Here is a 25,442-nt window from a genome sequence, read left to right as displayed (position 1 = left end):
TATTTTACTATAATGTAAGCAAAAGCGAAAGCGCCTGGACAATCATTGTCTCCAGCGCTGCATAAATTACATAACCCGGAGGTAACCATGTCCAAAGAGAGCTCATTTGATATTGTGTCCAAAGTAGATATGTCTGAAGTCACCAATGCGATTAGCATTGCGATGAAGGAAATCCAAAACCGTTACGACTTTAAAGGAAGCAAAAGTGATATTTCACTTGATAAGGAAGAACTCGTCCTAATTTCTGATGATGAATTTAAGCTTGACCAGTTGAAGGACGTTCTATTCAGCAAAATGATCAAACGCGGGATCCCTATAAAAAATCTGGATTACGGAAAAGTAGAACGTGCTGCAGGCGGTACTGTCCGCCAAAGGGCAAAGCTCGTGCAGGGCATTGACAAAGAAAACGCCAAAAAAATCAACACAATCATTAAAAACAGCGGTGTGAAGGTCAAGAGCCAAGTCCAGGACGATCAGGTGCGCGTGACAGGGAAGAATCGCGATGACCTGCAAAAGATCATTGCTGCCGTCAAGGAAGCCGATTTGACTGTTGATGTGCAATTCGTGAATTATCGCTAATAGCAAGGCAACACTAAATATGGGGAGAAAACGGACCTTGGAAATCAGGGTCCGTTTTTGTTTTATATCGATTATTTTAGCCAGTTATATAGCGCCTAAAAAGGTCCCTAATTGTCCTTAATTTTCAATTGTTCATGAATGGTTCACAAACCACCTACGGTATTATCCTATTTACACGTTAAAATTAATGTATTATTCCTTGGTGTGATATTTATCTGTTTGGAATAGGGAATTCGAAATAACTTTCACAAATCCTTCACAAAGTTCTATTGGATTCCCTCTATTTTCGAGTTAATATACCAGTAGGGGTATAAAAAATTAATTTTTTTCGACCGAAAGGATGATCATACAATGGGTAAAAAAATCGTAATCGTAGGCGGCGTTGCAGGTGGAGCAACTACTGCAACCAAACTTAGAAGACTTGATGAAAAAGCTGAAATCGTACTTTTTGAAAGAGGAGAATTTATTTCTTTTGCAAACTGCGGATTGCCATATCATATCAGCGGGGTAATCGAAGACCGCAAAAAATTGCTTCTTCAAACTGTTGAAGGCATGAATGCACGCTACAACCTGGATATTCGCAACTTCTCAGAAGTGACTGCAATCAACCGTGAAGAAAAAACAGTTTCAATCAAACATGTCCAGACTGGTGAAGAATACAATGAAAGCTATGATGTACTTGTTTTATCACCGGGAGCAAAACCAATCGTCCCGCCAATCGAAGGATTGAAGAGCGCAAATGTATTCACACTTAGAAATATTCCTGATATGGATAAGATCAAAGCCTATCTTGAAGACAACAAGCCAAAGAATGCAGTTGTGATCGGCGGCGGCTTTATCGGCCTTGAAATGGCAGAAAACCTTGTTCACGCCGGCGTGAATGTCACTCTTGTAGAAAAGTTGCCCCAGGTAATGGGTCCAGTTGACCCAGAAATGGCGGCAATCGTTGAAGATGAGTTAAGAAAGAATGGCGTGGAGCTGATTCTTGGAGATGGCATTACAGATGTACAGGAAAATGGCACAAAGGTTGTCCTTGAAAGCGGAAAGGTCCTTGATGCTGAATTGATCATCCTGTCAATCGGTGTACGTCCGGAAAACAAACTTGCAGCAGATGCTGGCCTTGACCTTGGAGAACGCGGCGGTATCAAGGTAAATGAATATCTGCAAACCTCTGATGAATCCATCTATGGAATGGGAGATGCAATCGAAGTGACTGACTACATCAATGGTCAGCCAACGATGATTCCGCTCGCATGGCCTGCGAACCGCCAGGCACATATTGTTGGACATCATATCAATGGACGTAAAATTGCGTACCCTGGAACACTCGGTACTTCTATCGTTAAGGTATTCGAATTGACAGCAGCTACTACTGGCAACAGTGAAAAGCTATTGCGCAGACTTGGAATTCCATATGAAGTGGTCCATATTCACCCGCTGTCACATGCCGGCTATTACCCTGGTGCAGAGCAAATCTCGCTAAAAGTCATCTTTGACAGAGAAACAGGCAAGATTTTCGGTGCACAGGCAGTTGGTAAAGATGGTGTCGATAAGCGAATCGATGTCATTGCAACAGCGATCAAAGGGGGATTGAATGTCTATGACCTTCAGGAACTAGAACTTGCGTACGCACCACCATTCTCTTCTGCTAAAGACCCAGTAAACATGGCTGGTTACGTAGCATCCAATATTGTTGACGGTACAATTGAAACTGTCCAGCACTATGAAGTGGATGACCTGATTAAGGAAGGTATGTTCATGATCGACGTCCGTACCGAGAAAGAACACGCACAAGGCAAAATCGAAGGTACAAAGAACATCCCGCTTGATGAGCTTCGCAGCCGCCTTGATGAGCTTCCACAAGACGAAACAATCCTGATCACTTGCCAGGTTGGCCTAAGAGGATACCTTGCTTCCCGAATCCTTCAACAGAACGGATTCAAAGTCAAGAACCTGACTGGCGGGTACAAGACATACTTTATCTTTAAAAATAAACTACAGTAATGAATTGAAGCGGCTCCTTTTTGAGGGCCGCTTTTTTGATGGACAAAACTCTTTACCTCTTCCGTCTTTTTGTCCGTCATTGCTTTCATGATGGACAGAAATTCGTCTTGGATTTCCTTTTCTGTCGGTCATCGGTTCCATGATGGACAGAAATCCGACTTGGATCTCCTATTTTGGTCATCGCCTTAATGATGGACAGAAAACTTCCAATTCCTTATTTTTCTGTCCGTCATCGGCTCCATGACGGACAGAATATCACTTCCTTTACTCCTGTTTTGTCCGTCATTTTCAATCACACAATTTTTAAAGAAGTAATTTCCATGTTTTTTCTCTGGATTTTAAAGGAATTTAATAAGTGTTGAATCAAATCGAAGGAGTGACGTGTTCTATGGCTAACGAGAAGAATAAGCAGGGATTTCCGCCTCAGCATCAGGATCATCAGCCTGGTACGGAGCCGGAGATGAATCCTGAACCGAAATCGGTAGATGAAAATTTTAAAGGGTCCGGGAAATTATCTGGCAAGGTTGCTTTGATCACTGGAGGAGATAGCGGCATTGGCAAATCAGTGGCAATCTATTATGCAAAAGAGGGTGCTGATGTAGCGATTGTCTATCTTGAGGAAAGCAATGATGCCAAAACGACGAAGGAGCTTGTTGAGGCTGAAGGCAGAAAATGCCTGCTCCTGGCCGGGGACGTTGGCAGCGAGCAGTTCTGTGAGGAAGCTGCCAAGAAAACACTTGATGAGTTCGGCAAAATTGACATCCTTGTCAATAACGCGGCTGAGCAGCATCCGCAAAAGAGCTTGCTTGATATCTCTGCACAACAGCTGGAGAAGACGTTCCGTACGAATGTATTCTCGATTTTCCATTTGACCAAGTCGGTGCTTCCTCACCTTGAAAAAGGAAGCACCATCATTAACACTTCATCTATAACAGCCTATAAGGGCAATGAGAAGCTGATTGATTACTCTTCAACAAAAGGTGCGATCGTTTCTTTCACACGTTCCCTTGCCATGTCTCTTGCGTCGCAGGGCATCCGTGTCAATAGCGTGGCGCCAGGCCCGATCTGGACACCTCTTATCCCATCGACATTCACAGCTGAGGAAGTTGCGAAATTTGGCACGAATGCGCCAATGGGACGAGCTGGCCAGCCGTATGAACTAGCGCCGGCATATGTTTACCTCGCTAGCGATGACTCTACTTATGTAAGTGGGCAGACGATCCATGTCAACGGCGGAACGATTGTAAATGGGTAAAAGAAAGAGGCAAAGCAGTGCTTTGCCTCTTTCCATTATACAAGCGACTCTTTAGGACGATCGCATGAATATCTTGTAACAATTTTGAATGGAACAATGATCCGCTTGATCGGCTCATCCGGGTTCTCAATTCTTTGTATCAGGCTTTTAGCTGCCTGATATCCAAGATCAAAGATGTTGATATCGACGGATGTCAGTGGCGGTCTTGCCATCTCGGCAATCAATACATTATTAAAACTCACAATGGAGATGTCTTTAGGTACTGCTAGTCCTATTTCATCAAGCTTATTTAAAACACCTAATGCCATCAGATCATCGGCAACCACCATCGCTGTAGGCGGTTTTTCCAATGACAACAGCACTTCTACGGCATCCTGGCCGCTCTCACGCAGGAATTCATCATTGATGATGTAATCGTCTACTAACTGGATTCCTGAGTTTCTCAAAGCCTTTTCATAGCCGAGCAGGCGCTCCACTGTCACAACGAGATCGAGATTCCCGCCAATGAAGGCGATTCGATCATGGCCAAGCTGAATCAAATGCTCGGTCACTTCTTTACCTGCTTTGAAATTATCATTATCAACATAACTAGTATTTTCATCATCTTTAAACGGCTTGCCGATTACCACAAATGGAAAATCCCGTTCCTTCAGGTAGGAGATTACCCTGTCTTCTACCTTTGAGTATAAAAGAACCACACCATCGACTCTGCCACCCTGGACCATCGCGACAACACCGTCGAAGATTTCATCATCTGTCTTCCCTGTTGTCATGTGGAGAGCATATTGTTTGGCATGTGCTCCCTCACTCAATCCAGTCAGGACAGTGGGAAAGAATGGGTTCTGAAAGACCACATCAGTTGAGCTTGGCATGACAAGCCCTATTGCCCTGGTCGATTGGCTTGCAAGGCTTCTGGCGATAAAGTTTGGGTGATACCCAAGCTGGTCCATAACCTCCCTGACTCTTTCCTTCGTTTTTTCGCTGATCCTGGGACTATTGGCGATAACACGAGAGACAGTTGAAGGTGCGACATTTGCTACCTTCGCAACATCTTTTATAGTAACAGCCATTAAGTTCCCCTCCCTTTTGCCAGAAAAAATCCTTATCTTTATTATAAATGAATTGTCCAGCTTTGTTCCTTATTTTTTTCAAGAGCCGGTGCTAACAATAGTGGTAAGTATTGGACCCGCCTTATTCTTTGTTTCTCTTTCTTGCTTTTCTGACAAGAAGGATAATGAAGCCGAAGAAGGCAGCATACACAGCACCCATTGCTGCAATATAAGGTATGTTCAACCCTGTTTTCTCGGCGAGTACATAGATTTCTGCTTTCTCCCGTTCGAGCGCCAGGTTATACTCACCATCCTTGCTCCTGACAAGGTCATTCGCAAGCAAACCCCGCAGTTCCTTGTCATCCTCAAGCTGATCGGCAGTCAAAGTGACTTGCTGAGTATTTGATGTATTATTAATGGCAATGACTGCTGTTTCATCCTGATAGGTCCGCTTGAAGACAGCCATTCCTTTCTTTTCATAAAGGACCTCAAGATCCCCTCTTCTTAAAGATGGAAGGTCGTTTCGAAGCTCACCGATTTTTGTTACGTAATCAATCAATTCTTTATCTGCCCTGAAGCTCATTTGCCTGCGGTTATCAGGATCTTCACTGCCATCAAGCGCTATTTCGCTTCCATAATAAACAATTGGAATTCCTGGAGCCGTATACATATAAGTCAGCGCCATTTTCCATCTCGTTCCCGGATGCTGCCTGTTCTGGACCGCTTTTCTAGTGAATCTGACCATATCATGATTATCGATGAAGTTCCCCATCAGCTCTGGATTTTCATAGATTGCCTTATTTCTTTTCGCCGTAGTCAGCAGCCAGTCCAAAGTCTGGTCTGGTTTTTCAAAAGCCGTCCGCAGCTGTTCATTCAATGGAAAATCAACAAAGCCATCGATCCCGGCTTTATCATACTTGGCAATATAATTAGGATCCTCTGACCAAACCTCGCCAATCAGGTAAAAATCATCTTTTACGCTCTTCACTTCTTTTGAAAAGTCTTCCCAGAAATCAACTGGTACATGGCGGACAGTATCAAGTCTGTACCCATCGATATCTGTTTCTTCAATCCACCATTTAGCGGCATCCAGCAGATACTTTCTTGTCTCTGGATTTTCCTGTGCTAAGTCTGGGAGCCCATACAGCCAGTTTTTCTCCAGCTCATCCTGGTTGTTCCAGTCGATGATATCCTGCTTTTCATGGAACCATTCCTGCTTGGCCGGATCGTTCACCCACTCATGATCAGGAGCGACATGATTAACGACAAAATCAAGGATGATTTTAATATCCCGTTTATGTGCCTCTTTAACAAGTTCTTTGAATTTGTCAACGCTTCCAAAGTGCTCTTCTGTATTATAAAAATCCTTGATCCAGTACCCATGGTAGCCTTTATCAACATTATCAAATACAGGCGTCAGCCAGATAGCAGTGAATCCCATGTCCTTGATATAGTCCAATTCGTCGATGACTCCCTGGAAGTCTCCGCCATGATAGGCCTTGGGATCTTTCGCATCGACCTTGAAATCGTTGCTATTGTCACCGTTATTAAAACGGTCCACCATTAAGAAATAAATTGTTTCATCCTGCCATTTGCGTCCTTCTTTTTCAACTGCGCCTACTGGTAGGGCGTAAAAAAGAAGAAACGGAATCAAGATGAAGATGAACTTTTTTTTCATCTCCGCTCCTCCTCATAATTTAAGCAAAGACCGTACACGGCCTTTGCTTAAAATTTATCTGCCCTAATAGATTATCCTTTTGTTCCGCCAGCCGTCAATCCTGATACGAAGTATTTCTGGAACGACAGGAACAGGATAGCGATTGGAACGGCAATCAGAACAGCACCAGCCGCGAAGGTGGTGAATTCTGCGCCGAACTGTTTGGCTACCAAATCATATAATCCTACAGCAAGTGTATATTTACTTTCTGTCCTAAGCAGTACAGTCGCTAAGATAAAATCTCCAAATGGTGCAATGAATGAGAACAATGCGATGACCGCAATGATCGGTGTGGCCAATGGCATGACGATCTGGAAGAAGATCCTCAGGTGGCCTGCACCGTCCATTTTGGCAGATTCATCAAGCTCTTTCGGAATTGTATCAAGATACCCCTTCATCAGCCATGTATTCATCGGGATTGCCCCCCCGACGTATACAAGGATCAAGCCAAAGTGTGTGTCAAGTAACCCAGTCAATAATGCCAGGATGAAAATCGCGATCAATGCTGCAAAGTTCGGAATCATTTGCAGGATCAGGAATGTCATCAAGCTATTTTTCCGTCCAATAAAACGGTACCTCGAGAAGGAATACGCTGTCAGGCTTACAAGGATGACTGTAAACACCATTGTCAGCACACTTACCTTCAATGAATTCCAGTACCAGTACAGATAGTTGCTGCGGTCAAGATCAAACAGTTCCTTATAGTGGGCAAGAGTGGCATTTTTAGGGATAATATTAGACCCAGATAGACTCTGTCCAGGATTGAAGGAAGAACCGACAATCCAAAGGAGTGGATAAATAATGATCGCAAACATAGCCAAAATCACAAGATACGTTAGTGTCAGTCTGATATATTTCTGTCGTTTAATACTCATATTACATCATATCCTCTTCCTGGAATGATTTAGTTCTCTTAAACTGCCATAGAGCTACACCGATAACGATCAAGGAAAGCAGCATGGTGATGGCAGCAGCTTTGGAATATTGTGCAGATGTCATTGTCAGGCTGTAAATCCACGAAATCAGGATATCTGTTCCGCCGGCATTCGCTCCTGGCACTGCAGGTCCACCGCCGTTAAAGAGATAAATGATATTAAAGTTATTAAAGTTGAAAGTATACTGTGTAATCAAAATTGGCGCTGTTGCGAAAAGCACTAACGGCAATGTGATGTTTTTGAACTTCTGGAAATTCGTTGCACCGTCCACTGTAGCTGCCTCATACAATTCTTCAGGAATGGATTGAAGTACTCCGGTTGTCATCGCAAAAATGAACGGGAATCCAAGCCAAGTCTGGATCAGAATCAACGCAATTTTTGTATACATTGCTTCAGTCATCCATGGAATCGGATCAATTCCGAAGAAACCAAGGATGTCACGGTTAATGGCACCAAAAGATTCATTGAACATACCTGCAAAAACAAGAATTGAAACGAAAGCTGGTACTGCCCAAGGAAGGATGAACACAGTACGGATGACCGCCTTCCCTTTTACATCCTTTTGATTGACGAGAATGGCCAGGAACATTCCCAAAGCCACCTGGAAAGTTGTTGCAACAAATGTCCAGATGATTGTCCATGAAAGAACGGAGAAGAATGTCTGACGCCAAGATTCTAATTGGAACAAATCAAAGAAGTTTTTCAGACCCACCCAATCAACCAGCTTTGCAGGAGGCGAATGGTATAAATCGTAGTTTGTAAATGCGAGTAAAACAACGAAAATGATAGGAAATACAACAACAAAAATCAGGAGCAGGAATCCAGGTGACATGATCAGATATGGGAAACCATTATCAATTAAGTTGTTGTATTGCTCCTTAACTGTACTTAGACGCTCACCCATGTCTCTTTTTAAACCTGTCTTATGAGCATCTTTCAAATTGAATAGATAGAAACCGATTCCAAAGATCAGGACAATAAGCGCCAAAATCCCTTCTACCAGCAAGAAGATGGAATGGTCACGAGGTGTCTGCTCTCCCAGTGTAAACAGACCCCATAATCCCATGTTAAGCAGATCTGAGAACACTCCGAAGAATGCACCAGTCAGGATCAGGAAAGTGATTCCCTTTAAGTATTGTTTGTTGTATAGCTGTCCTAGCCCAGGAATGATCGAAAGGGCTGTTGCTATTCTGCGGTGGTTGGTTTGATAGGACTTCTCTTTCATCCTATATTCCCCTTTCTCTTTCTATAATTGATAAGGCTATTTCGAAAACATTGCTGGTTCACATATAAGCTAGGTTTTATTTGACTAACCATGGCTGCAGTGACAACAAATCTTGCGATAATCCGCCTTGTTAAAAGCATCAGATGCTTTATGAGAACGAATACATTGTCTTTCATACAGAAGATCGTTTCATTCCTGTATTATACTGAAATCTCTTGTTTTCACTCTCATGAAGCACCTGATTGACTTATCTCTATTCTAGCGCAACCGTTTGCCCAATGAAAGACTTTTTTACTGCGGTTTTTCGTAAACTTTGTGACTTTTCACAATGCATTACAGAATACACAGAAACTGGAATATACCTTTGGAAAATATAACAGTACCCCCCATGGGAGGTACTGCTATATCTATTGATGCTATTATTTTGAATGGTTTTGCTTGATGTTCTGTTCGATTTGCTTCACAGCTGAATCAAGTGCTGCCTTTGGCTCTGCTTTGCCTGTTACAACTGTTTGCAATGCGCTAGCCATTGGTGCCCAAACTTCACCCATTTCAGGGATGTTTGGCATTGGAACTGCGTCTTGAGTCTGAAGTGCAACAGCTTTAGCACCTTCGTTTTCAGCGATTGCTGGATCGTCAACAAGTGCTACGTTTGTTGGAACTTCAGCAGTTTGCTCGAAACGGTACTTAGCGTTCTCGTCGTTTGTGATGAACTCAAGGAACTTAGTAGCCCATTCCTGGTTCTTAGAGTAAGAAGAAATGTGCCATCCTTTAACACCCATGAAAGTCTTCATTGGAGTGCCATCAGCGAATTTAGGGAATGGAGCAACACCGAAATCGATGCCAGCATCTTTCATGCCGCCGAATGCCCATGGTCCGTTCATGACAGAAGCAACATTACCTTCGTTGAAAAGTCCGTCCATAGCAGATCCGCCGTTTTCGCCGACGATTCCGTTAGGGAATAGCTTTTCAGCGTACCACTTCTGGATGTACTCAGTACCTTTTACAGCACCTTCATTGTTCAAGCCAAGATCTTGAGGGTTAAGAGCTCCGTCTTTTTCCCCGAATACATATCCGCCGTTTCCAGCGATTGGAGCATGTGCAAAGTAGAAGTTATCCCAAAGTGCAAGGAAACCATATTTGCCGTCTTTAGTGTTAGCTTTTGCGAATTCATATAAATCTTCCATAGTAGCAGGAACTTCAGTCATAAGAGCTTTGTTGTAGATGAAAACTGGAGTTTCAGCAGACTTTGGAAGTCCGTATAATTTACCATCGAAAGTTTGTGCAGCGATTGAAGACTCAGAGAAAGTCTTTTTTACATCGTCGCTTACATTAAGTTCAGCGATGTGCCCTTGAACTGCAAGCTCACCGATTTGGTCATGCGGCAAAGTGATGATGTCCGGGCCAGTTCCAGCAGGACCATCAAGACGTAATTGTTCTTTCATTTTTGTAGCCATTTCTACTTCTTTGAACTCAATTTTGATACCGTTTTCTTTTTCAAAGTCAGCTGCTACCTTTTCAAGCCAGCCAGACTTTTCTTTATCTTCCCAAACTACCAGCTTCTCTGGTTTTGAAGCATCTTCTGTTTTCTCGCCGTTGTCTTTTGAACCTGTGTTTTCTTCTTCTTTAGGTCCACAAGCAGCAAGAGCACCGACCATTAAGATCAGCATCATGAAAATCGACAATGCCTTTTTCATGTGTATACCCCTCCTAAAAATGTGTAATTACTTTTTTATTGTGCAGATATTCTCTCAATCTGTGCAAACGTTTGTAATGTTGTTTGCAAGTCTATGAAAACGATTGCACAACCTAACTCTTATTATAAAGACTTAAATCATTTTGACAACTAGTTTTTTTATTTTTTTTACCAAAATACTAAATTCATTAATTTTTTGTGAATCGAACTTTTTATAATTGACATTTTAAAATAGGTGGTCTAACCTTGTTTTAATCTTGAATTGATAATGAAAGGAATGGTTTCTCCTTGTTAAAAGAAGCGATCTATCACCGTCCTAAAGATAATTATGCATACGCTTGCACCAATGAAGAACTGCATATCCGCATCAGAACGAAAAAGGATGACATGAAAGAAGTTTCCCTATTAAATGGTGATCCGTATGATTGGGCGGATGGAAAATGGAATTTCTCTTCCGTTCCAATGATTAAAAGTGGGTCCGATCTGTTATTCGATTATTGGTTTGTTTCGATAAAGCCGCCATACAGAAGGATGCGTTATGGCTTTGAATTGAATGATGGAACTGAAACCGCTTATCTGACCGAAAAGGGTTTCTATCCTGAACCTCCTGAGGATACTGGCTTCTATTATGCTTTTCCATACTTGAATAATATTGATGTTTTCCGTGCTCCTGGCTGGGTGAAAGATACAGTCTGGTATCAAATTTTCCCGGAGCGATTTGGAAATGGTGACCCTTCGAATGATCCGGAAGGTGCACTGCCGTGGGGAAGCGCCCCTCCGGAAAGGGATAATTTCTTTGGCGGCGATTTGAAAGGTGTTATCCAGAACATCAGCTACCTTGAGGACCTGGGCATAAGCGGTATTTATTTTACACCGATTTTCAAGGCTTATTCCAACCATAAATACGATACGATCGATTATATGGAAATTGACCCTCAATTCGGTGACAAGGAAACTTTGAAAGAGTTGGTCCAGGTATGCCATGAACATGGAATCAAAGTCATGCTTGATGCGGTGTTCAACCATAGCGGTTTCTATTTCCCGCAATTCCAGGATGTTTTAGAAAATGGCGAAGCATCTCCATATAAGGATTGGTTCCACACAAAAGAATTCCCTCTTGTAATGGAGCCAAGGCCCAACTACGATACATTCGCCTTTGAAAAATCAATGCCAAAGCTCAATACAGAAAATCCAGAAGTGATCGAATATCTGCTCGAAGTCGGGCGCTACTGGGTACGTGAATTCGATATTGATGGCTGGAGACTCGATGTTGCGAATGAAGTCGACCACTCATTCTGGAGAAAATTCCGTACAGAAGTGAAAGCCATCAAACCTGACCTCTACATCCTTGGTGAGATCTGGCATGACTCGATGCCGTGGCTGCGAGGCGACCAGTTTGACGCGGTCATGAACTATCCTTTCACGACCAATATCCTGAACCTGTTTGCCCGGGGTTCGATTACTGTAAAAGAATTCATTGAAAACATGACAACAGTCAACCATATGTATCCGAAGAACGTCAATGAAGTCGCCTTCAATCTGATTGGGAGTCATGATACACCAAGAATCTTGACAGAATGCGGCGGCGACGAAGACAAGGTAAAACAAATCTTCACTGTATTACTATCTTATATTGGAACTCCGTGCATCTATTATGGAGATGAAATCGGCATGAGCGGGGAGCAGGATCCTGGCTGCCGTGAGTGCATGAAGTGGAATGTTGAAGATCAGAACAAGATTATGTTTGAACACGTCCAGAAGATGATTCGCCTCCGTAAAGAATATCCGCTTCTGGCGAATGAAGGCGAACTCCACTTCATTCCGTCCGATTACCATGAAAGCTGCTTTGCTTATACAAAATCCAATGGTGAGACAACAATCCTTGTCGTCGTGAATATGAGCAATGAAGAAGCAAATTATCATCTGCCTTTCAATTTAAATGGCAAAAAGATCACCAATATTTATACGGGCGAAGAATATGCTGCTGAGAGCGATGAGCTGTCAGCCAAGATTGCCGCAAACGGATTTGCATTGTTCCAGTTTTAAATAGTGGGGACCCCTTTCCTGTTTTTGGAAGGGGTTTGTTTTTTTATGGTGGGATATTATTTACACTTTTAGAATAGAATTACCCTGTTCGCGGAATCAAAGGGGTTTTTCGCGGGATTTATGCAGGTTTTCGCGAGATTAATACGGATGTTCGCGGAATAATTGCGTTTTTCCCGGGATTAACACGGATGTTCGCGGAATAATTGCGTTTTTCCCGGGATTAACACGGATGTTCGCGGAATAATTGCGTTTTTCGCGGAATTACCAAGGTTCTGCAGAATTTCATATATCGCTTAAGCGGAATGAACGCAGAATCCCAGCTAAATATTGCCAAATTGTGATGTTCTAGCCCAACAATCTATTATCCTCGTTTTATTTTCGAAAAATGAAGGTTTTTACTTCAATTCCCTTCCAGAGTCTGTATAATAAAAGAATTACAACTTGGAGATATAAAAACATGAAGAAAAAAACTGCTAAACTATCGTTATTTGCCATTACATGGCCTCTATTTATTGAAATCATGCTATATATGCTGATGGGGAATGCGGATACGCTGATGCTGTCCCAGTATTCGGATAACTCTGTGGCAGCTGTCGGGGTATCCAATCAAATCCTTTCCATGGTCATTGTCATGTTCGGCTTTGTAGCGACCGGCACAGCTATTCTTGTGGCGCAGAACCTGGGTGCTGAACGCGATGATGAGGCGCGGGAGGTTTCTTCTGTCTCAATCGGGGCTAACCTTGTATTTGGTATTCTCCTGAGCGCTGCTGTCTTCATTTTTAGCGAACAATTGCTAAAGCTGATGGACCTTCCACCCGAATTGTTTGATGAAGCCAATTCCTACTTGAAGATTGTCGGCGGATTTTCATTCATTCAGTCGCTGATCATGACAGTCAGCAGCATTATCCGCAGCTATGGATTTACGCGTGATATCATGTATGTCACCATCGGCATGAACGTGCTGAATGTCATCGGCAACTATTTCTTCATCTTCGGTCCCTTCGGCTTTCCAATACTTGGGGTTGAAGGTGTAGCAATATCAACAACTGTCAGCCGGATCTTCGGGTTGCTCGCGGCCATTTTTGTCATGACAAAGCGGATCCCTGGATCGCTGCCCCTGTCGATGCTATTCAGTTTTCCGAAAAGGCATCTAAAGAACCTGCTCAATATCGGGATTCCTTCTGCAGGCGAGCACCTTAGCTATAATGGATCGCAAATGGTGATCACTTATTTTATTGCTTCCCTTGGAACCCAGGCACTGACCGCAAAGGTTTACACGCAAAATGTCATGATGTTCATCTTCCTTTTCAGTATCGCAATCAGTCAGGGAACACAGATTTTGATTGGCCATATGGTCGGAGCAAAAGAAGTTGAGAACGCATATAAACGAGCATTAAAAAGTTTAAAACTTGCGATATTGATCTCAATCGCAGCTGCAGTGATCGTTTCTTTCTTTTCAAAAAACCTGCTGGGAATCTTCACTGACAACCTCAGCATCATCGAACTCGGCACCATCTTAATCCTGCTTACCATCATCCTTGAACCAGGCAGATCTTTCAATCTGGTGCTGATCAGTTCATTGAGAGCTGCAGGCGATGTGAAATTTCCGGTTTATATGGGAATCCTGTCCATGTGGGGAGTCAGCGTAACGCTTTCCTATTTCCTCGGAATCTACCTGGAGATGGGACTCGTCGGCATCTGGATCGCCTTCATCGCAGACGAATGGCTGCGGGGGCTGCTGATGCTGTGGCGCTGGAGATCCAGAGTTTGGGTGAAAAAGTCGTTTGTAACCGCGGAATAAATGAAAATTACCGTATTAAAGTAAAAATGCACTTATTTTGCAGAAGAAATGGTCACTCAGAAAACTAATTTATATATTTATAGCTAAAAAAATATTTATATAGCGAAAATCATGATTTTATAGCGACTTTTTTATTTATATAGCGAAAATTTCTTTTTTATAGCGACTTTATAATTTATATAGCGAAAATCGAATTTTTATAGCGAATTGGTAATTATCAATGTTTTTTCCATTTCTATGAAAAACTGCAGGCAAATTGGAATCGCCTGCAGTCTGCTGCAAGCCCTCTCCCAGGGCTTGCTTTTTTAATCTGCAATATTAATATTATAGTCCCTGAACCAGATATGAATCTGGGCAAGCTGTGCCAGCAGCTGTGGGCCGGTCATCAATTGGCCGAACCAGGGCACTTTGAAGGAGGCTCCTTCGGTTTCAATCATTTTTTGCAGTGTGGCTCTGTCGAAGAATTCATGCAGTGCACTGTTTGAATCGGCCATGAAATCTGACAGCATCCCCTGTACTGCCTGAGTATATGCCGGATGGTGGGTCTTCGGATAAGGACTCTTTTTTCGGTATAATACTTCATCAGGTAAAGTGCCTTCCAATGCCTTGCGCAAGATTCCTTTTTCCCTGTTGCCGTGCATCTTCATCTCCCATGGGATATTCCAGACATATTCCACAAGGCGATGGTCGGCAAACGGCACCCTAACTTCAAGGCTCGCGCCCATGCTCATCCGGTCTTTCCTGTCGAGCAAGGTGGTCATGAACCAAACGATATTTAAATAGAATAATTGTCTTCGCCTTGCATCGATATGATTCTCTCCTTCAAGTACCGGCACCTCTGCTATCGTCTCATTGAATTTCGCCATCATATACTCTTCTAGACTCAATTTTTTCCGCCAGTGGTCTCTCAGCATATTTTGCCGTTCATTAATGGACCGCATCCACGGGAATCCTTGCCGGTTCAGGTCATCCTCCCTGTGGAACCAAGGATATCCTCCAAAGATTTCATCAGCACATTCACCTGAAAGGCCTACGGTAAAATCCTGTTTGATTTCACGGCAGAACCAGAGAAGTGATGAATCGATGTCAGCCATCCCCGGCAGGTCACGAACATGCACGGCTTCTGTCAGATAGTCTGCCAGATCGTTCTGTGAGATGACGCTGTTATGGTGAACGGTCCCGAATGTTTCCGTCATTTTATTGATCCAGAAGGCATCCGCATTAGGCTGGAACTCATTTTCCTTGAAAAACTGATCGTTACCTTCATAATCGATCGAGTAAGTATGCAGGCTCCCCTTGCCCTCAGTCTTATAATGATTCGCGGCAATCGCGGTGATGGCGCTTGAATCCAATCCCCCGGAAAGGAATGTGCAAAGCGGAACATCGGAAACGAGCTGCCTTGTTACAGCGTCTGTGAACAACTCACGCACCTTCTCGGAAGTTTCTTCAAGACTGTCTTTGTGTTCTACGCTTTTCACATTCCAGTATCTCCACACCTTCAGCCCATTTTTTGAAAAAATGAGTCCATGACCTGGACGGAGCTCCTTCATATTCTTAAAAATACCAGCTCCTGGCGAACGGGATGGCCCGAGCCCAAAAACTTCGCAAAGCCCTTCCCTGTCTACCTCCGGCTTCACATCAGGATGTGCCAGCAGAGCCTTTTGTTCAGAAGCAAACATAAAACCTGACGCTGTTTCAATAAAGAAGAGCGGCTTTACACCAAGGCGATCACGCCCGATGAACAGCTTTTCCTCCTGATGATCCCAAACGGCAAAGGCAAAAATCCCATTTAAATGATCGAGGCAATTTTCCTTCCATTCCATGAAAGAATTGAGCAAAACCTCTGTATCAGAATGACCGTTAAAAGAATATCCTTTTAATAGCAGTGCTTTTCTGAGGTCTTCAGTATTATATAATTCTCCGTTATAACAAATGGTATAACGGCTGTCTCGCTGTGCTCTGGTCATTGGCTGCTTGCCTCCCTCGGGATCGACAACCACCAGCCTTTTATGGCCCAGTGCAGCGTGTTGTGAAGTCCATACATTGGTATCATCAGGACCTCTTTTACTCAAAGTTTCCGCCATTTTTGCAATCGTCTTGTGCTCATGGTCCAAATTTTTACGATAGTCTACCCAACCGGTTATTCCACACATTTACCATCATCCCTTCTAAGCGGAACTTTTTGCCTGCCAATGATTCGTCCTGAAACGCAGTAATCGCTTAAGCATTACTCATCTTATGCAGCAATATTCAAACTGGTTAATTGCCTAACTTTTAAATCATGTTATAAATTCGCCGAAATCTGTCTACAAAGAAGGTGAGCGACAATAAACGGAGGATCCAAATGAATCGACAACAACGAAGCAATTTGATTGAATTCCAGCCCCGGTCGTTCAATGCCGGGACCGTAGAATATATTAATTCGCAATGGGTTTTCTTTGATGAAGAAACGGACGAAGCCGCACTTGTTGAGGAATTTATCCACCAGGAGGTTGAAGTTCAGCGAAACAGCAAATGGTGCAGGGGGTTTTTGCTGGATAACGGAAGCATCCAGACTGGCAATGAAACCATCTCTCTGATAGACCAGGAAATGATCAGGATCAGGAAGCAGCTGATTTATTCTTTCGAGCGTCTGTTGGATGAATTGAATGATGAGGCATTTGTCCAATTTATCAATACATTGAATTCGTTGAATTTCTCCATCTATGATTGTATCTATTGTTATAACCATCTGACATTCCTCGATCATGAAACAGGGAGATCCGGTGTGAATTTTTTGATTTTCGATAACGAAGAATACATCTGCAGCGTACAGCATCACTTTGATTATTATGAAATACAGAATGACCGGTTTGAACTGACCTTGAACAACGGGAAGCGGACCGTGATCGAACGGATTTCCTAAACTGCAAAGAAGCCTGCATTCGATGTGAATGCAGGCTTTTACGTAATCGTTTTTTCTCAGATGAAATGGACATGCAAGAATCTTCGTAAAAACATAGAAATCGATTTTCTTATTTTACCGTGTAGGCAACGTTTTCTATGGTCCTGAAACCTTTTTCGAAGGCATCCGTTTCGAGCGGCTTCTGGATATAGTAACCTTGTGCATAATGGCAATCAAGGTCTCTCAAGATATTCATTTGTTCATGAGTTTCAACGCCCTCAGCAACAATCTTCACTGCTAAGCCCTGACCCATGGTGATGATTGCTTTGACGATGGCAATATCGGAAGGGTCGTCATGAAGATTATTGATAAAGGACTGGTCGATTTTAAGCGTATCAATTGGCAAATTGCGTAAATAGCTTAATGACGAATAACCTGTCCCGAAATCATCGATTGATACTTTCACCCCGAGCTCCTGTAATGACTTCATAACGGAAATGCTGTAAACAATATCCTTCAGCATCGCGCTTTCTGTCAGTTCCAATGAAAGATATGCCGGGGCAAGCCCGGAAACCTTCAGAGCTTCAATCACCTGGCCGATAAAAGCATGCTGCTGGAATTGATAGGCGGAGACATTAACAGAAATCCCGAGATTCGGGAAACCATTTTCCTGCCAGTACTTTGTCTGGAAACATGCTGTTGTCAGAACCCAGGCGCCAATCTCCTCAATCAATCCTGTTTCTTCGGCGAGCGGGATGAACTGCGCCGGTGACACAAGCCCAAGATGCGGGTGCTGCCAGCGAATAAGGGCTTCTGTACAGGTGATTTCTCCTGATTTCAAATCCATCAGCGGCTGATAGCAGAGACGGAACTCATTTTTCTGCAATGCTTTCCTTAAGTAGCTTTCCAGCTCCAGTCGCACCATTGCCTGGTCATTCATCCCGGTTGAAAAATAAGTGATTTTATTCCCGCCCTGGTTTTTTGAACGGTTCATCGCTATATCTGCATTTTTCAGCAGGGTATGCTCATCAAGGCCATCCCCCGGAAATGAGCTGATCCCAATGCTGGCTGTGACAATAAACTCCTGATTCTGGTGATATAGAGGCTTTGATATAAGCCTTTGCAATTCTCTTGCCATCCTGGTCGTCTGATCGATCTCGACGTCCTCTGTCAAAAGCATCGTAAATTTATCGCCGCTGAATCTCCCAAAATAGGCCCCTTTTGGCATCTGATTCTGGATTCTGTCAGCCAGCTGCTTCAATACAATGTCTCCGGCATAATGCCCAAGACTGTCATTGATGATCTTGAAGCGGTCAATGTCAATAACAAGGACTGCCAGCAGTTCTTTCTTATGCTTAGCTCGGTGAATCATTTCCTCCAGCTGTTCCGTAAATCTCATCCTGTTGGGCAAACCTGTGTCCTGGTCATAATAGGCAAGCTGAATGATTCTTTCCTCTGTCTTTTTTTGGCGGGTGATATTCCTGCCGATTCCATACGTTCCCACACAGGATCCATTGACCGTGATGGGGATGTTTTTTATCTGGAAAATCTGGGACTCGCCGCTCTTAATCTGAATTTCGATGGTATAGGTCTGATCTTTTCCCTTCAGCGCTTGAATAAAATGCAATTTTGCACGATGAACGTCTTCAGGATTAATAAAATTCAGCGCAGACCTGCCAATAAGTTCACTTTCACCATAGCCGAAGGTTCTCATGAACGCCTGGTTAACGCTTGTGAAGTTCCCATTCAGATCTGTCGAATAGACAAAGTCCCCATTATTGTCAAACAAGGACCGATAATATTGTTCAGAAACCTCAAGGCTCTCATTAAGATGAAGGATGTCTTGTTGTGTAGTGGCCAGCAAATGTGTCAATGTGTTGATGGTGTGCTGGTCATGGCGGCTTGCATTGAGCTCTTGTTTGTTGAAAGCAGTAAAAGAGAGGATGTAAGGATGCTCTTCATAAAAATTCCCTTTGGCTTCACAGCTCAGCACGGCAGACACAGGAAGCTGTTTCTTAAGTAATTGCTGAAGGCGCTTAAGCTTCCCTGTTTCTGTATAAAAAATTTGCACCAATAGATTGGCATGCTCTTTGAATGAATTGCTCTCTATAAAGCTATTAAGTTGTTTGTCACTTTCGTAAACGCAGCTTTTTGTCGTAGCCATTGCATTCTCCATTTTCTATATTTCTCCAATATCCCTTAACTCTTAAATTACCATAATTGACCGGGTGAAGATATGACAAAAAGAGAAAAGCTGCCCATTTCTGGACAGCTTTTTTTCGACAAATCCTATTTAGAACAAGTCTGTTCCGAGCGGAAGTGAGAAACCTAAATATAGTACAAGCAAGATTGCGACGATGAATTGCACCCACAAAATAGATGCCTTTTCGTTCTTTCTTGTACGGATCAAGATCATTTCAAGCATAGAGATGACCCACAGGCCAACCGCTGCTTTCAGCACATACATAATGTTGATATTGATGCTGAAAAGAAGCCAGAAGCCAGTCAATAGGATCAGCACGTAAAATAATCTAAGGACCATCTGGACAATTTTAGCGCCCTTTTCCTTACCGCTTTTATGTAGTCCTAGTGCAACGAAGAATAAAACAAGAGCCAAAAACCAGGCTGTCATATGGGCATGTACCATGTACCGTCCTCCTAATAGTAAAGTCTAAAATATCATAACATATTCAATAGGAATTTCATAAGTATAAGGTAATCTGCCAGACATGAAAAAAGAGACACCCTTTTCAGGATGTCCCCCAGCCATTACATGGCCAAATCGGTATGTTGAGGTTGTTCTTTTGTCTTAAATAAATAGACTGTTACAGTCATCAAAGCAAACAGGATCAGAAAACCAAGAAGAACACCCAGATTCCTCAACGCCATTGAAAAATCATTTAGTGAAATCAGAGCTTTAAATCCTGCAATTGAATAAGTAAATGGCAAGTAGGCACTTAAACTTCGCAGGTTCTCTGGCAGCATATCAATTGGAAGGTTTGATCCAGTTGTCGAAAGCTGCATGACAACTAATGCAAAAAGAATAAACCGGCCGATATTCCCAAACGAAGCAAAGAACATAACTATTGCCGCAAATACAATACTAACCAGTATAGCAAACATTATGAATCCAACTGGGTTTGTAACCTGCAATCCCAGGAATGCGAGGACCACGATGGATAGAAGGATTGCCTGAACAACGGCCAGGGAAGCAAGATTCAAAAATTTCACGGCAAACCAGCCCACCTTGGATACATTTAGTTCCTGAGGCTTGTTGAAATTGATGAACATTGACATGATTAATATCCCCACGAATAATGCAAGCGTCATTACATATGGCGCAGAAGAATCTCTGTAAAGTGAATAGCCATTGACTTTGTTACTAATTAGTTCCACCGGTGAGGCGAACATGCCGATATTTTTTTCATTAGCTTTAATTTTACCAGTTTCCTCGGCTCCATCCTTTAATCCGGCAGCCAATTCACCGCTTCCATCATAAAGTTTCCCGGCTCCATCATTCAATTTTGTTACTCCATCTGTCAGATCTCCCCAACCTTTTTCGACACTTACATTTCCGTCGCTAACCTGGACAACTCCAGAATGAATCTTGGAAGCACCAGCTGTCAGCTCACGCCATCCATTATCTACGGCAGCATTTCCATCGCTGACCTGAGCTGCACCTGAATGGATTTTTGTCGCACCAGCAGCGAGCTCCTTCCAGCCTTTATCTACCGTTTGATTCCCGGCAGAGATTAGCGCTGCTCCCCCATCAAGCTCCTTAACTCCTGCTGTGATGGTTCCCCACCCTGCATTGACCGATTTATTTCCTGCAGCTATTTGAGATGTTCCATCATGAAGCAAACCGACCTTAGTGATCATTTCATCCCAGCCTGCCGCTACACTTGCTGTTCCGGCAGAAAGGGCTGGGGCTTTTGCTGCTAAATCAGCTACTCCATTGTTTATTAATTTCTGCCCTTCTGCCAGTTGAGTAATTCCTGATGCCAGTGATCCTTGTTCTGCAGGAATTTTTTCATTGAACGCTGCAGCAATCTGATCCGCTCCATCTTTCAGTTCTTGTAGTTTGGTTGCATTTTCTGGTTTTGTGGCAGCATCCCTGATTCCTCGGCTCGTCCCTAAAATAGTTAAAAATTCTTTATCTGTGGCTAAACTTGGGTTCTTAGCAAGATATGATTCTATCAGTACAGTCAGGTTTTGCAGATTGCTTCCTAGATTTTGAGAATTTGTAATTACTTCGCCAATCCCGTCCGCCACTTCTTTAGTTCCAGGTCCAATTACCTTTACAGCCTGTTGTGCAGCTTGTAAACCAGCCAAGACTTCGGAAGTAGCAGCCTTAAGCTCTGGCATTTTTTCTTCTAACTGCTTACCACCCGCAGCCAACTGAGTAATGCCCGGCTGCCCGTCTTTAAGCTTTTGCAGAAGCAATCCAGTCCCTGCATTTACATCAGCTGATCCGTCCGCAAGTTTTGTAATGTCCGCTGACTTTTCATTAAGAGAGCTTAATAGCAGGCCAGTACCGTTTTTCAGGTCTTTAGAGCCGTTTGCAAGTTTTGTAATATCGCTTTGTTTAGATTTCAAGCTTCCTGCCAATTGAGCCGTACCGGCTGCGAGCTCCTTTGAACCATTAGCCAATTCGGAAATACTTCCTTGTTTTTCTGCTAATGTGCCGGCCAATTGACCAGTACCGCTTTTTAGTTCCAGAGTTCCAGCCGCAAGCTTGGAAATATCCGCTGACTTCTCATTTAGAGAAGTCAATAGAAGCCCGGTTCCATCCTGGAGTGCAGCTGTTCCATCATGCAGTTGCGCAGAACCATCAGCTGCTGTCTTAAATCCATCTGATACTTCACCAAGACTCGCGAAGATATTATTCGCATACTTTTCCGTTATCTTGTTTGCCAGCTTCTCCCTTAACTTTTCAGTTGCACTTTTAGTGACCTGTGCGGCCATAAAATTAAGGCCCTCATTCTGGATATAATTGAGTTCCAACCTTTTCGGGTCTGGTTCAAGAACTGTCGTCACTCTCTCAGAGAAGTCTTGCGGAATTTCAATGACCATGTAATATTTAAAGCTTCTCAATCCTTCTTCTGCTTCCTCTGAATCTACAAACTTCCAGCCTAAGTCATTGCTTTTCTTCAAGTCTGCCACAAGATCTTCGCCGACATTAAGGGGCTCGTCCCCGGAAATGGCACCTCTGTCATTATTGACAATCGCAACTGGCAGATTGGAGAGATTATCGTACGGTCCCCAATCTGGAGACAGCAGGATTCCGCCATAGACGATTGGCACTAACAAGGCTGCTATTACAGAATAGAGTACCCCTTTACTCGATGCCAGCTGGGACATTTGAGCCAAAAACAAACTAAACCAATTCATTCATACTCCCCCATGAGAATTATATATATATGTCAAAGCGACTGAATGAGTATTCAATCACTGCCACAAATATATTCTCATGTATGGGTAAAAACTCCTGCAAAAATTACAGAAAATATGAAATATTTCTAAAATTATAATAATATAATAAAAATTCTCCCTATAATTTATAAGGAGAATCAGGAGATTATATCTATTAATTTGTCACTGTATTCCTTAACGTCCCAATGCCTTCAACCGATATTTCAATGGTATCCCCGGCTTTCAAGAACCTTGGCGGCTTAAAGCCTTTCCCTACTCCTGCCGGTGTTCCGGTCGCAATGATATCACCCGGCTCCAGCGTCATCCCTTGTGAAAGCACGGAAATAACCTCTTCAACCGGAAAAATGAAGTTTTCTGTATTGGAGTCCTGCCTTACTTCACCATTAACAGTTGTCTTTATATCCAGTTGATTCGGATTGGCGATTGTTGATTTATGTACAATCCATGGTCCCATCGGGCATGTCGTATCAAGGCTTTTGCCAATGAAAAACTGTTTATGCCTTGCCTGGAGGTCGCGGGCCGTAACATCGTTTATAATTGTGTAGCCAAAAACGTAATCCAGTGCTTCTTCCCTTTTAATTCCTTTCCCTTTCTTGCCGATGACAACTGCCAGTTCACCTTCATAGTCCAATTGCTCTGTCAATTCACTATGGGTTAAAATTTCTTGTTCATGGGCGGTGACAGTCGTAGGTGCTTTGGTAAATACCATGACATGCTCGGGAATATCTTCCTTGCTCCCCATTTCGATCGCATGCTCAGCGTAATTTTTCCCGACACAGAAAATATTCTTGCCCGGACGGGGAATTGGCGCCAGCAATTCAACGGATGATAGCGGAAGGTAATGTTCACTTTCCAGCTTGTTATCCCTTACCCATTGAACTGTCTTTTCAGCTTCCTGAAGAAATTTGTCGCCTAGCGATATGGCTTCAATCATGTCAGATGAAAAAAAATTTTCGCCACCCATTTTTTCATGAATTTCTTGCAGTGGCAAAACATGACTTCCTTCTTCATTTACGATTCCGATCCATTTGCCTTTTTCATTTTTTACTGTTGCGAATTTCATTTGAATTGCCCCCTTTATTCATTGTTTCGTGTAATGAAATGCTCGGTATCCCGAGGTTTTGTGAAATGATGAATTTCTTTACCAGATGTTTTCATCTCATCCAGGAATGCAAGGATTCCTGGTGTTTTTTTACGCTTATATCCTGCCACCCACTTTATGAATGTCCAATCAAGCTTTTCCTCACAGCCTTCATTCATATCAGGCCGCGATTTCTTATGATACATGACACGCCTTTTGAAAATACCATAGAGGCATCTTGAAGTAGAGTAATCGAGGAAGATGATTGTATCCGCTGCCCGCTCTCTCATCTCGATTGTGCTGCCATAGTTTCCATCCATGATCCATGAATCTTTTGCCATGATTTCTGTTAAAATAGCCTTCCACTCATCACTTGCAGTCGTTTCCCATCCAGGTTTCCAAAACAAGGCATCAAGATGGTATACCTCTTTGGCAAGAACCACTCCCAGCTTTCTGGCAAGTGTTGATTTCCCCGCACCCCCGTTGCCAATGATCATGATTTTTTCCATCAGGCTGCACCCTTTTTAAAACGCTGTTTCTTTAAATAAGTACCGCTTCGCCACAGCCATTCGACCGGTCCATAATAAAACCTTTTGACCCACCAGCTGCTGACAGCTAATTGACTTGCATAGATGGCAAGAGCCAGCATTGTTCCAGCAAATATGGACACATCGCCATAGTAACCGAGTCCGTAACTGTAAAAAATCATCGTTGAGAAGATAGACTGGAATAAGTAGTTGCTGATTGACAGCCTCCCGGCAGCTTCGAGCGGGTAAAGGACCCTGTCCATTTTCCTGTGCTCGGATAGAAGGGCAATGATCAGCGCATAAGCCATCGCCAGCATTGCACCTCCAAAAATATCCTGGGCATAATCAGTCATCAATGTTCTTCCATAAAGGTACGGAATTGACTTGATCAACAGACCGAGAATAGAAAGTGCGGCTGCGTATGTCCTGATCTTTTTCTTATTCCTGTGTACTTTTTCGAACAGCCTCATTTTGGCCGCACCTGCTCCAAACATGAACAAAGGCAGAATTGTGATTAAATAAAAAAACAAACCCATGAGATTATTATTTTTATACCACTCTGTCATTCTTTGCTCTGTCACTTCGGCAAAGCTCCCAGTTCGATAGACATTTATTGCCTGTTCTGCAGCCTGTCCATCATACATTGAAAATTCTGCCCCTCCATCCACCGCCGAGGCTGCTCCAAGCATCAGCACGAGAAGGAGATTTGGGACAATATAGATGGCCAAACCTGCAATCATCAACCTTTTTGCGCTCCATCCCAGGAATAAAAGAAAGGCAAAACCGCAGACTGCATAGGTTATGAGGATATCCCCTTCCCATATAAAGAAAGCATGGATACAGCCAATCAGCAGCAGCAGCGAAAGCCTTCTTACGGCAAGCGGGGTGAACTTCAGACCTTTATCGAGGATACGCTCCCTTAAGATCACCAGCCCATATCCAAACAACATCGCAAACAACGGATAAAAACTTGCCTGGATCAACACATCAATGAATCTGTATGTAAATAAATTTATATTTCCCTCCCACCATGTTTCAGGATCAATATAAAAATACGGTGAGTGGAATGAAATCATGTTGACAAGAAAAATCCCTAACAATGAAAAACCCCGCATCCGGTCGATCGAAACAATCCTTCCCGATGCCCTTCCGTTACTATCCATTTTCCCCCTCATTCCATCCAATGTTTAACATATAATCTATGTATATC

General features: G+C 43.1%; 18 protein-coding genes. 6 read left to right on the top strand and 12 right to left on the bottom strand.

What is annotated here, in order from left to right; genetic code table 11:
- Positions 1–87: 87 nt before the first annotated feature.
- The 3 genes from QNH36_RS07015 (at position 88) to QNH36_RS07005 (ending at position 3,838) form a co-directional block, all read left to right on the top strand.
- Positions 88–579, top strand: coding sequence for a YajQ family cyclic di-GMP-binding protein (locus QNH36_RS07015; protein ID WP_283904988.1), 492 nt, complete (start codon positions 88–90; stop codon positions 577–579).
- A gap of 351 nt (positions 580–930) precedes the next feature.
- Positions 931–2,583 carry a CoA-disulfide reductase gene (locus tag QNH36_RS07010; RefSeq protein ID WP_283904987.1) on the top strand — a complete coding sequence of 551 codons (1,653 nt, stop codon included), beginning with the start codon at positions 931–933 and terminating at the stop codon, positions 2,581–2,583.
- Between the two features lie 388 nt (positions 2,584–2,971).
- The gene (locus QNH36_RS07005; RefSeq protein WP_283904986.1) at positions 2,972–3,838 is read left to right on the top strand and encodes an SDR family oxidoreductase; all 867 of its coding nucleotides are present in this window, start codon (positions 2,972–2,974) and stop codon (positions 3,836–3,838) included.
- Between the two features lie 35 nt (positions 3,839–3,873).
- On the opposite strand, the gene QNH36_RS07000 is transcribed toward QNH36_RS07005, so the two are convergent.
- The 5 genes from QNH36_RS07000 to QNH36_RS06980 all read right to left on the bottom strand — a co-directional run bounded on the left by QNH36_RS07000 (position 3,874) and on the right by QNH36_RS06980 (position 10,461).
- Complete coding sequence (locus tag QNH36_RS07000) at positions 3,874–4,908, bottom strand: LacI family DNA-binding transcriptional regulator (protein WP_144474509.1); 1,035 nt, start codon at positions 4,906–4,908, stop codon at positions 3,874–3,876.
- Between the two features lie 121 nt (positions 4,909–5,029).
- Positions 5,030–6,565: an alpha-amylase family glycosyl hydrolase gene (locus QNH36_RS06995; RefSeq protein WP_283904985.1), complete on the bottom strand. Its 1,536-nt coding sequence runs from the start codon at positions 6,563–6,565 to the stop codon at positions 5,030–5,032.
- 71 nt (positions 6,566–6,636) lie between these two features.
- Positions 6,637–7,479, bottom strand: a complete 843-nt coding sequence (locus QNH36_RS06990) for a sugar ABC transporter permease (protein ID WP_144474507.1) — start codon at positions 7,477–7,479, stop codon at positions 6,637–6,639.
- Position 7,480: 1 nt separating this feature from the next.
- Positions 7,481–8,764, bottom strand: coding sequence for a carbohydrate ABC transporter permease (locus tag QNH36_RS06985; RefSeq protein ID WP_144474506.1), 1,284 nt, complete (start codon positions 8,762–8,764; stop codon positions 7,481–7,483).
- Between the two features lie 419 nt (positions 8,765–9,183).
- The gene (locus QNH36_RS06980; RefSeq protein WP_144474505.1) at positions 9,184–10,461 is read right to left on the bottom strand and encodes a sugar ABC transporter substrate-binding protein; all 1,278 of its coding nucleotides are present in this window, start codon (positions 10,459–10,461) and stop codon (positions 9,184–9,186) included.
- 287 nt (positions 10,462–10,748) lie between these two features.
- On the opposite strand from QNH36_RS06980, the gene QNH36_RS06975 reads away from it, so the two are divergent.
- Positions 10,749–12,506, top strand: coding sequence for an alpha-glycosidase (locus QNH36_RS06975; RefSeq protein WP_283904984.1), 1,758 nt, complete (start codon positions 10,749–10,751; stop codon positions 12,504–12,506).
- Between the two features lie 457 nt (positions 12,507–12,963).
- Positions 12,964–14,307 carry an MATE family efflux transporter gene (locus QNH36_RS06970; RefSeq protein ID WP_144474503.1) on the top strand — a complete coding sequence of 448 codons (1,344 nt, stop codon included), beginning with the start codon at positions 12,964–12,966 and terminating at the stop codon, positions 14,305–14,307.
- A 305-nt stretch (positions 14,308–14,612) separates the two neighbouring features.
- Here QNH36_RS06970 and asnB read toward each other — a convergent pair whose 3' ends face one another.
- Positions 14,613–16,460 (bottom strand): asparagine synthase (glutamine-hydrolyzing), encoded by a 1,848-nt coding sequence (asnB, locus tag QNH36_RS06965; RefSeq protein ID WP_251544159.1) that lies wholly within the window; start codon positions 16,458–16,460, stop codon positions 14,613–14,615.
- Positions 16,461–16,651: 191 nt separating this feature from the next.
- On the opposite strand from asnB, the gene QNH36_RS06960 reads away from it, so the two are divergent.
- A complete protein-coding gene (locus tag QNH36_RS06960) occupies positions 16,652–17,212 on the top strand; it encodes a DUF2777 domain-containing protein (protein WP_144474501.1) in 561 nt (186 codons plus the stop codon).
- Between the two features lie 109 nt (positions 17,213–17,321).
- Here the strand turns inward: QNH36_RS06960 and QNH36_RS06955 are convergent, their stop codons facing one another.
- The 6 genes from QNH36_RS06955 to QNH36_RS06930 form a co-directional block, all read right to left on the bottom strand.
- Positions 17,322–19,355, bottom strand: a complete 2,034-nt coding sequence (locus QNH36_RS06955; protein ID WP_251544161.1) for a putative bifunctional diguanylate cyclase/phosphodiesterase — start codon at positions 19,353–19,355, stop codon at positions 17,322–17,324.
- Between the two features lie 129 nt (positions 19,356–19,484).
- A complete protein-coding gene (locus QNH36_RS06950) occupies positions 19,485–19,838 on the bottom strand; it encodes a YisL family protein (protein ID WP_144474499.1) in 354 nt (117 codons plus the stop codon).
- Positions 19,839–19,960: 122 nt separating this feature from the next.
- Entirely contained in the window at positions 19,961–22,582 is a 2,622-nt protein-coding gene (locus tag QNH36_RS06945; RefSeq protein ID WP_283904983.1) for a YhgE/Pip domain-containing protein, read from the bottom strand.
- Between the two features lie 196 nt (positions 22,583–22,778).
- Complete coding sequence (locus QNH36_RS06940; protein ID WP_283904982.1) at positions 22,779–23,687, bottom strand: fumarylacetoacetate hydrolase family protein; 909 nt, start codon at positions 23,685–23,687, stop codon at positions 22,779–22,781.
- Between the two features lie 14 nt (positions 23,688–23,701).
- Positions 23,702–24,214 (bottom strand): DNA topology modulation protein, encoded by a 513-nt coding sequence (locus tag QNH36_RS06935; protein ID WP_283904981.1) that lies wholly within the window; start codon positions 24,212–24,214, stop codon positions 23,702–23,704.
- Entirely contained in the window at positions 24,214–25,395 is a 1,182-nt protein-coding gene (locus QNH36_RS06930) for a DUF418 domain-containing protein (protein ID WP_283904980.1), read from the bottom strand. The genes QNH36_RS06935 and QNH36_RS06930 overlap by 1 nt, the downstream gene beginning before the upstream one ends.
- Positions 25,396–25,442 lie beyond the last annotated feature (47 nt).

It is taken from the genome of Mesobacillus sp. AQ2 (assembly GCF_030122805.1).
Taxonomy (GTDB): domain Bacteria; phylum Bacillota; class Bacilli; order Bacillales; family Cytobacillaceae; genus Mesobacillus; species Mesobacillus oceanisediminis_A.
Note: the sequence above shows the minus strand (reverse complement) of the source record. Positions and strands in the feature narration are given on the sequence as shown.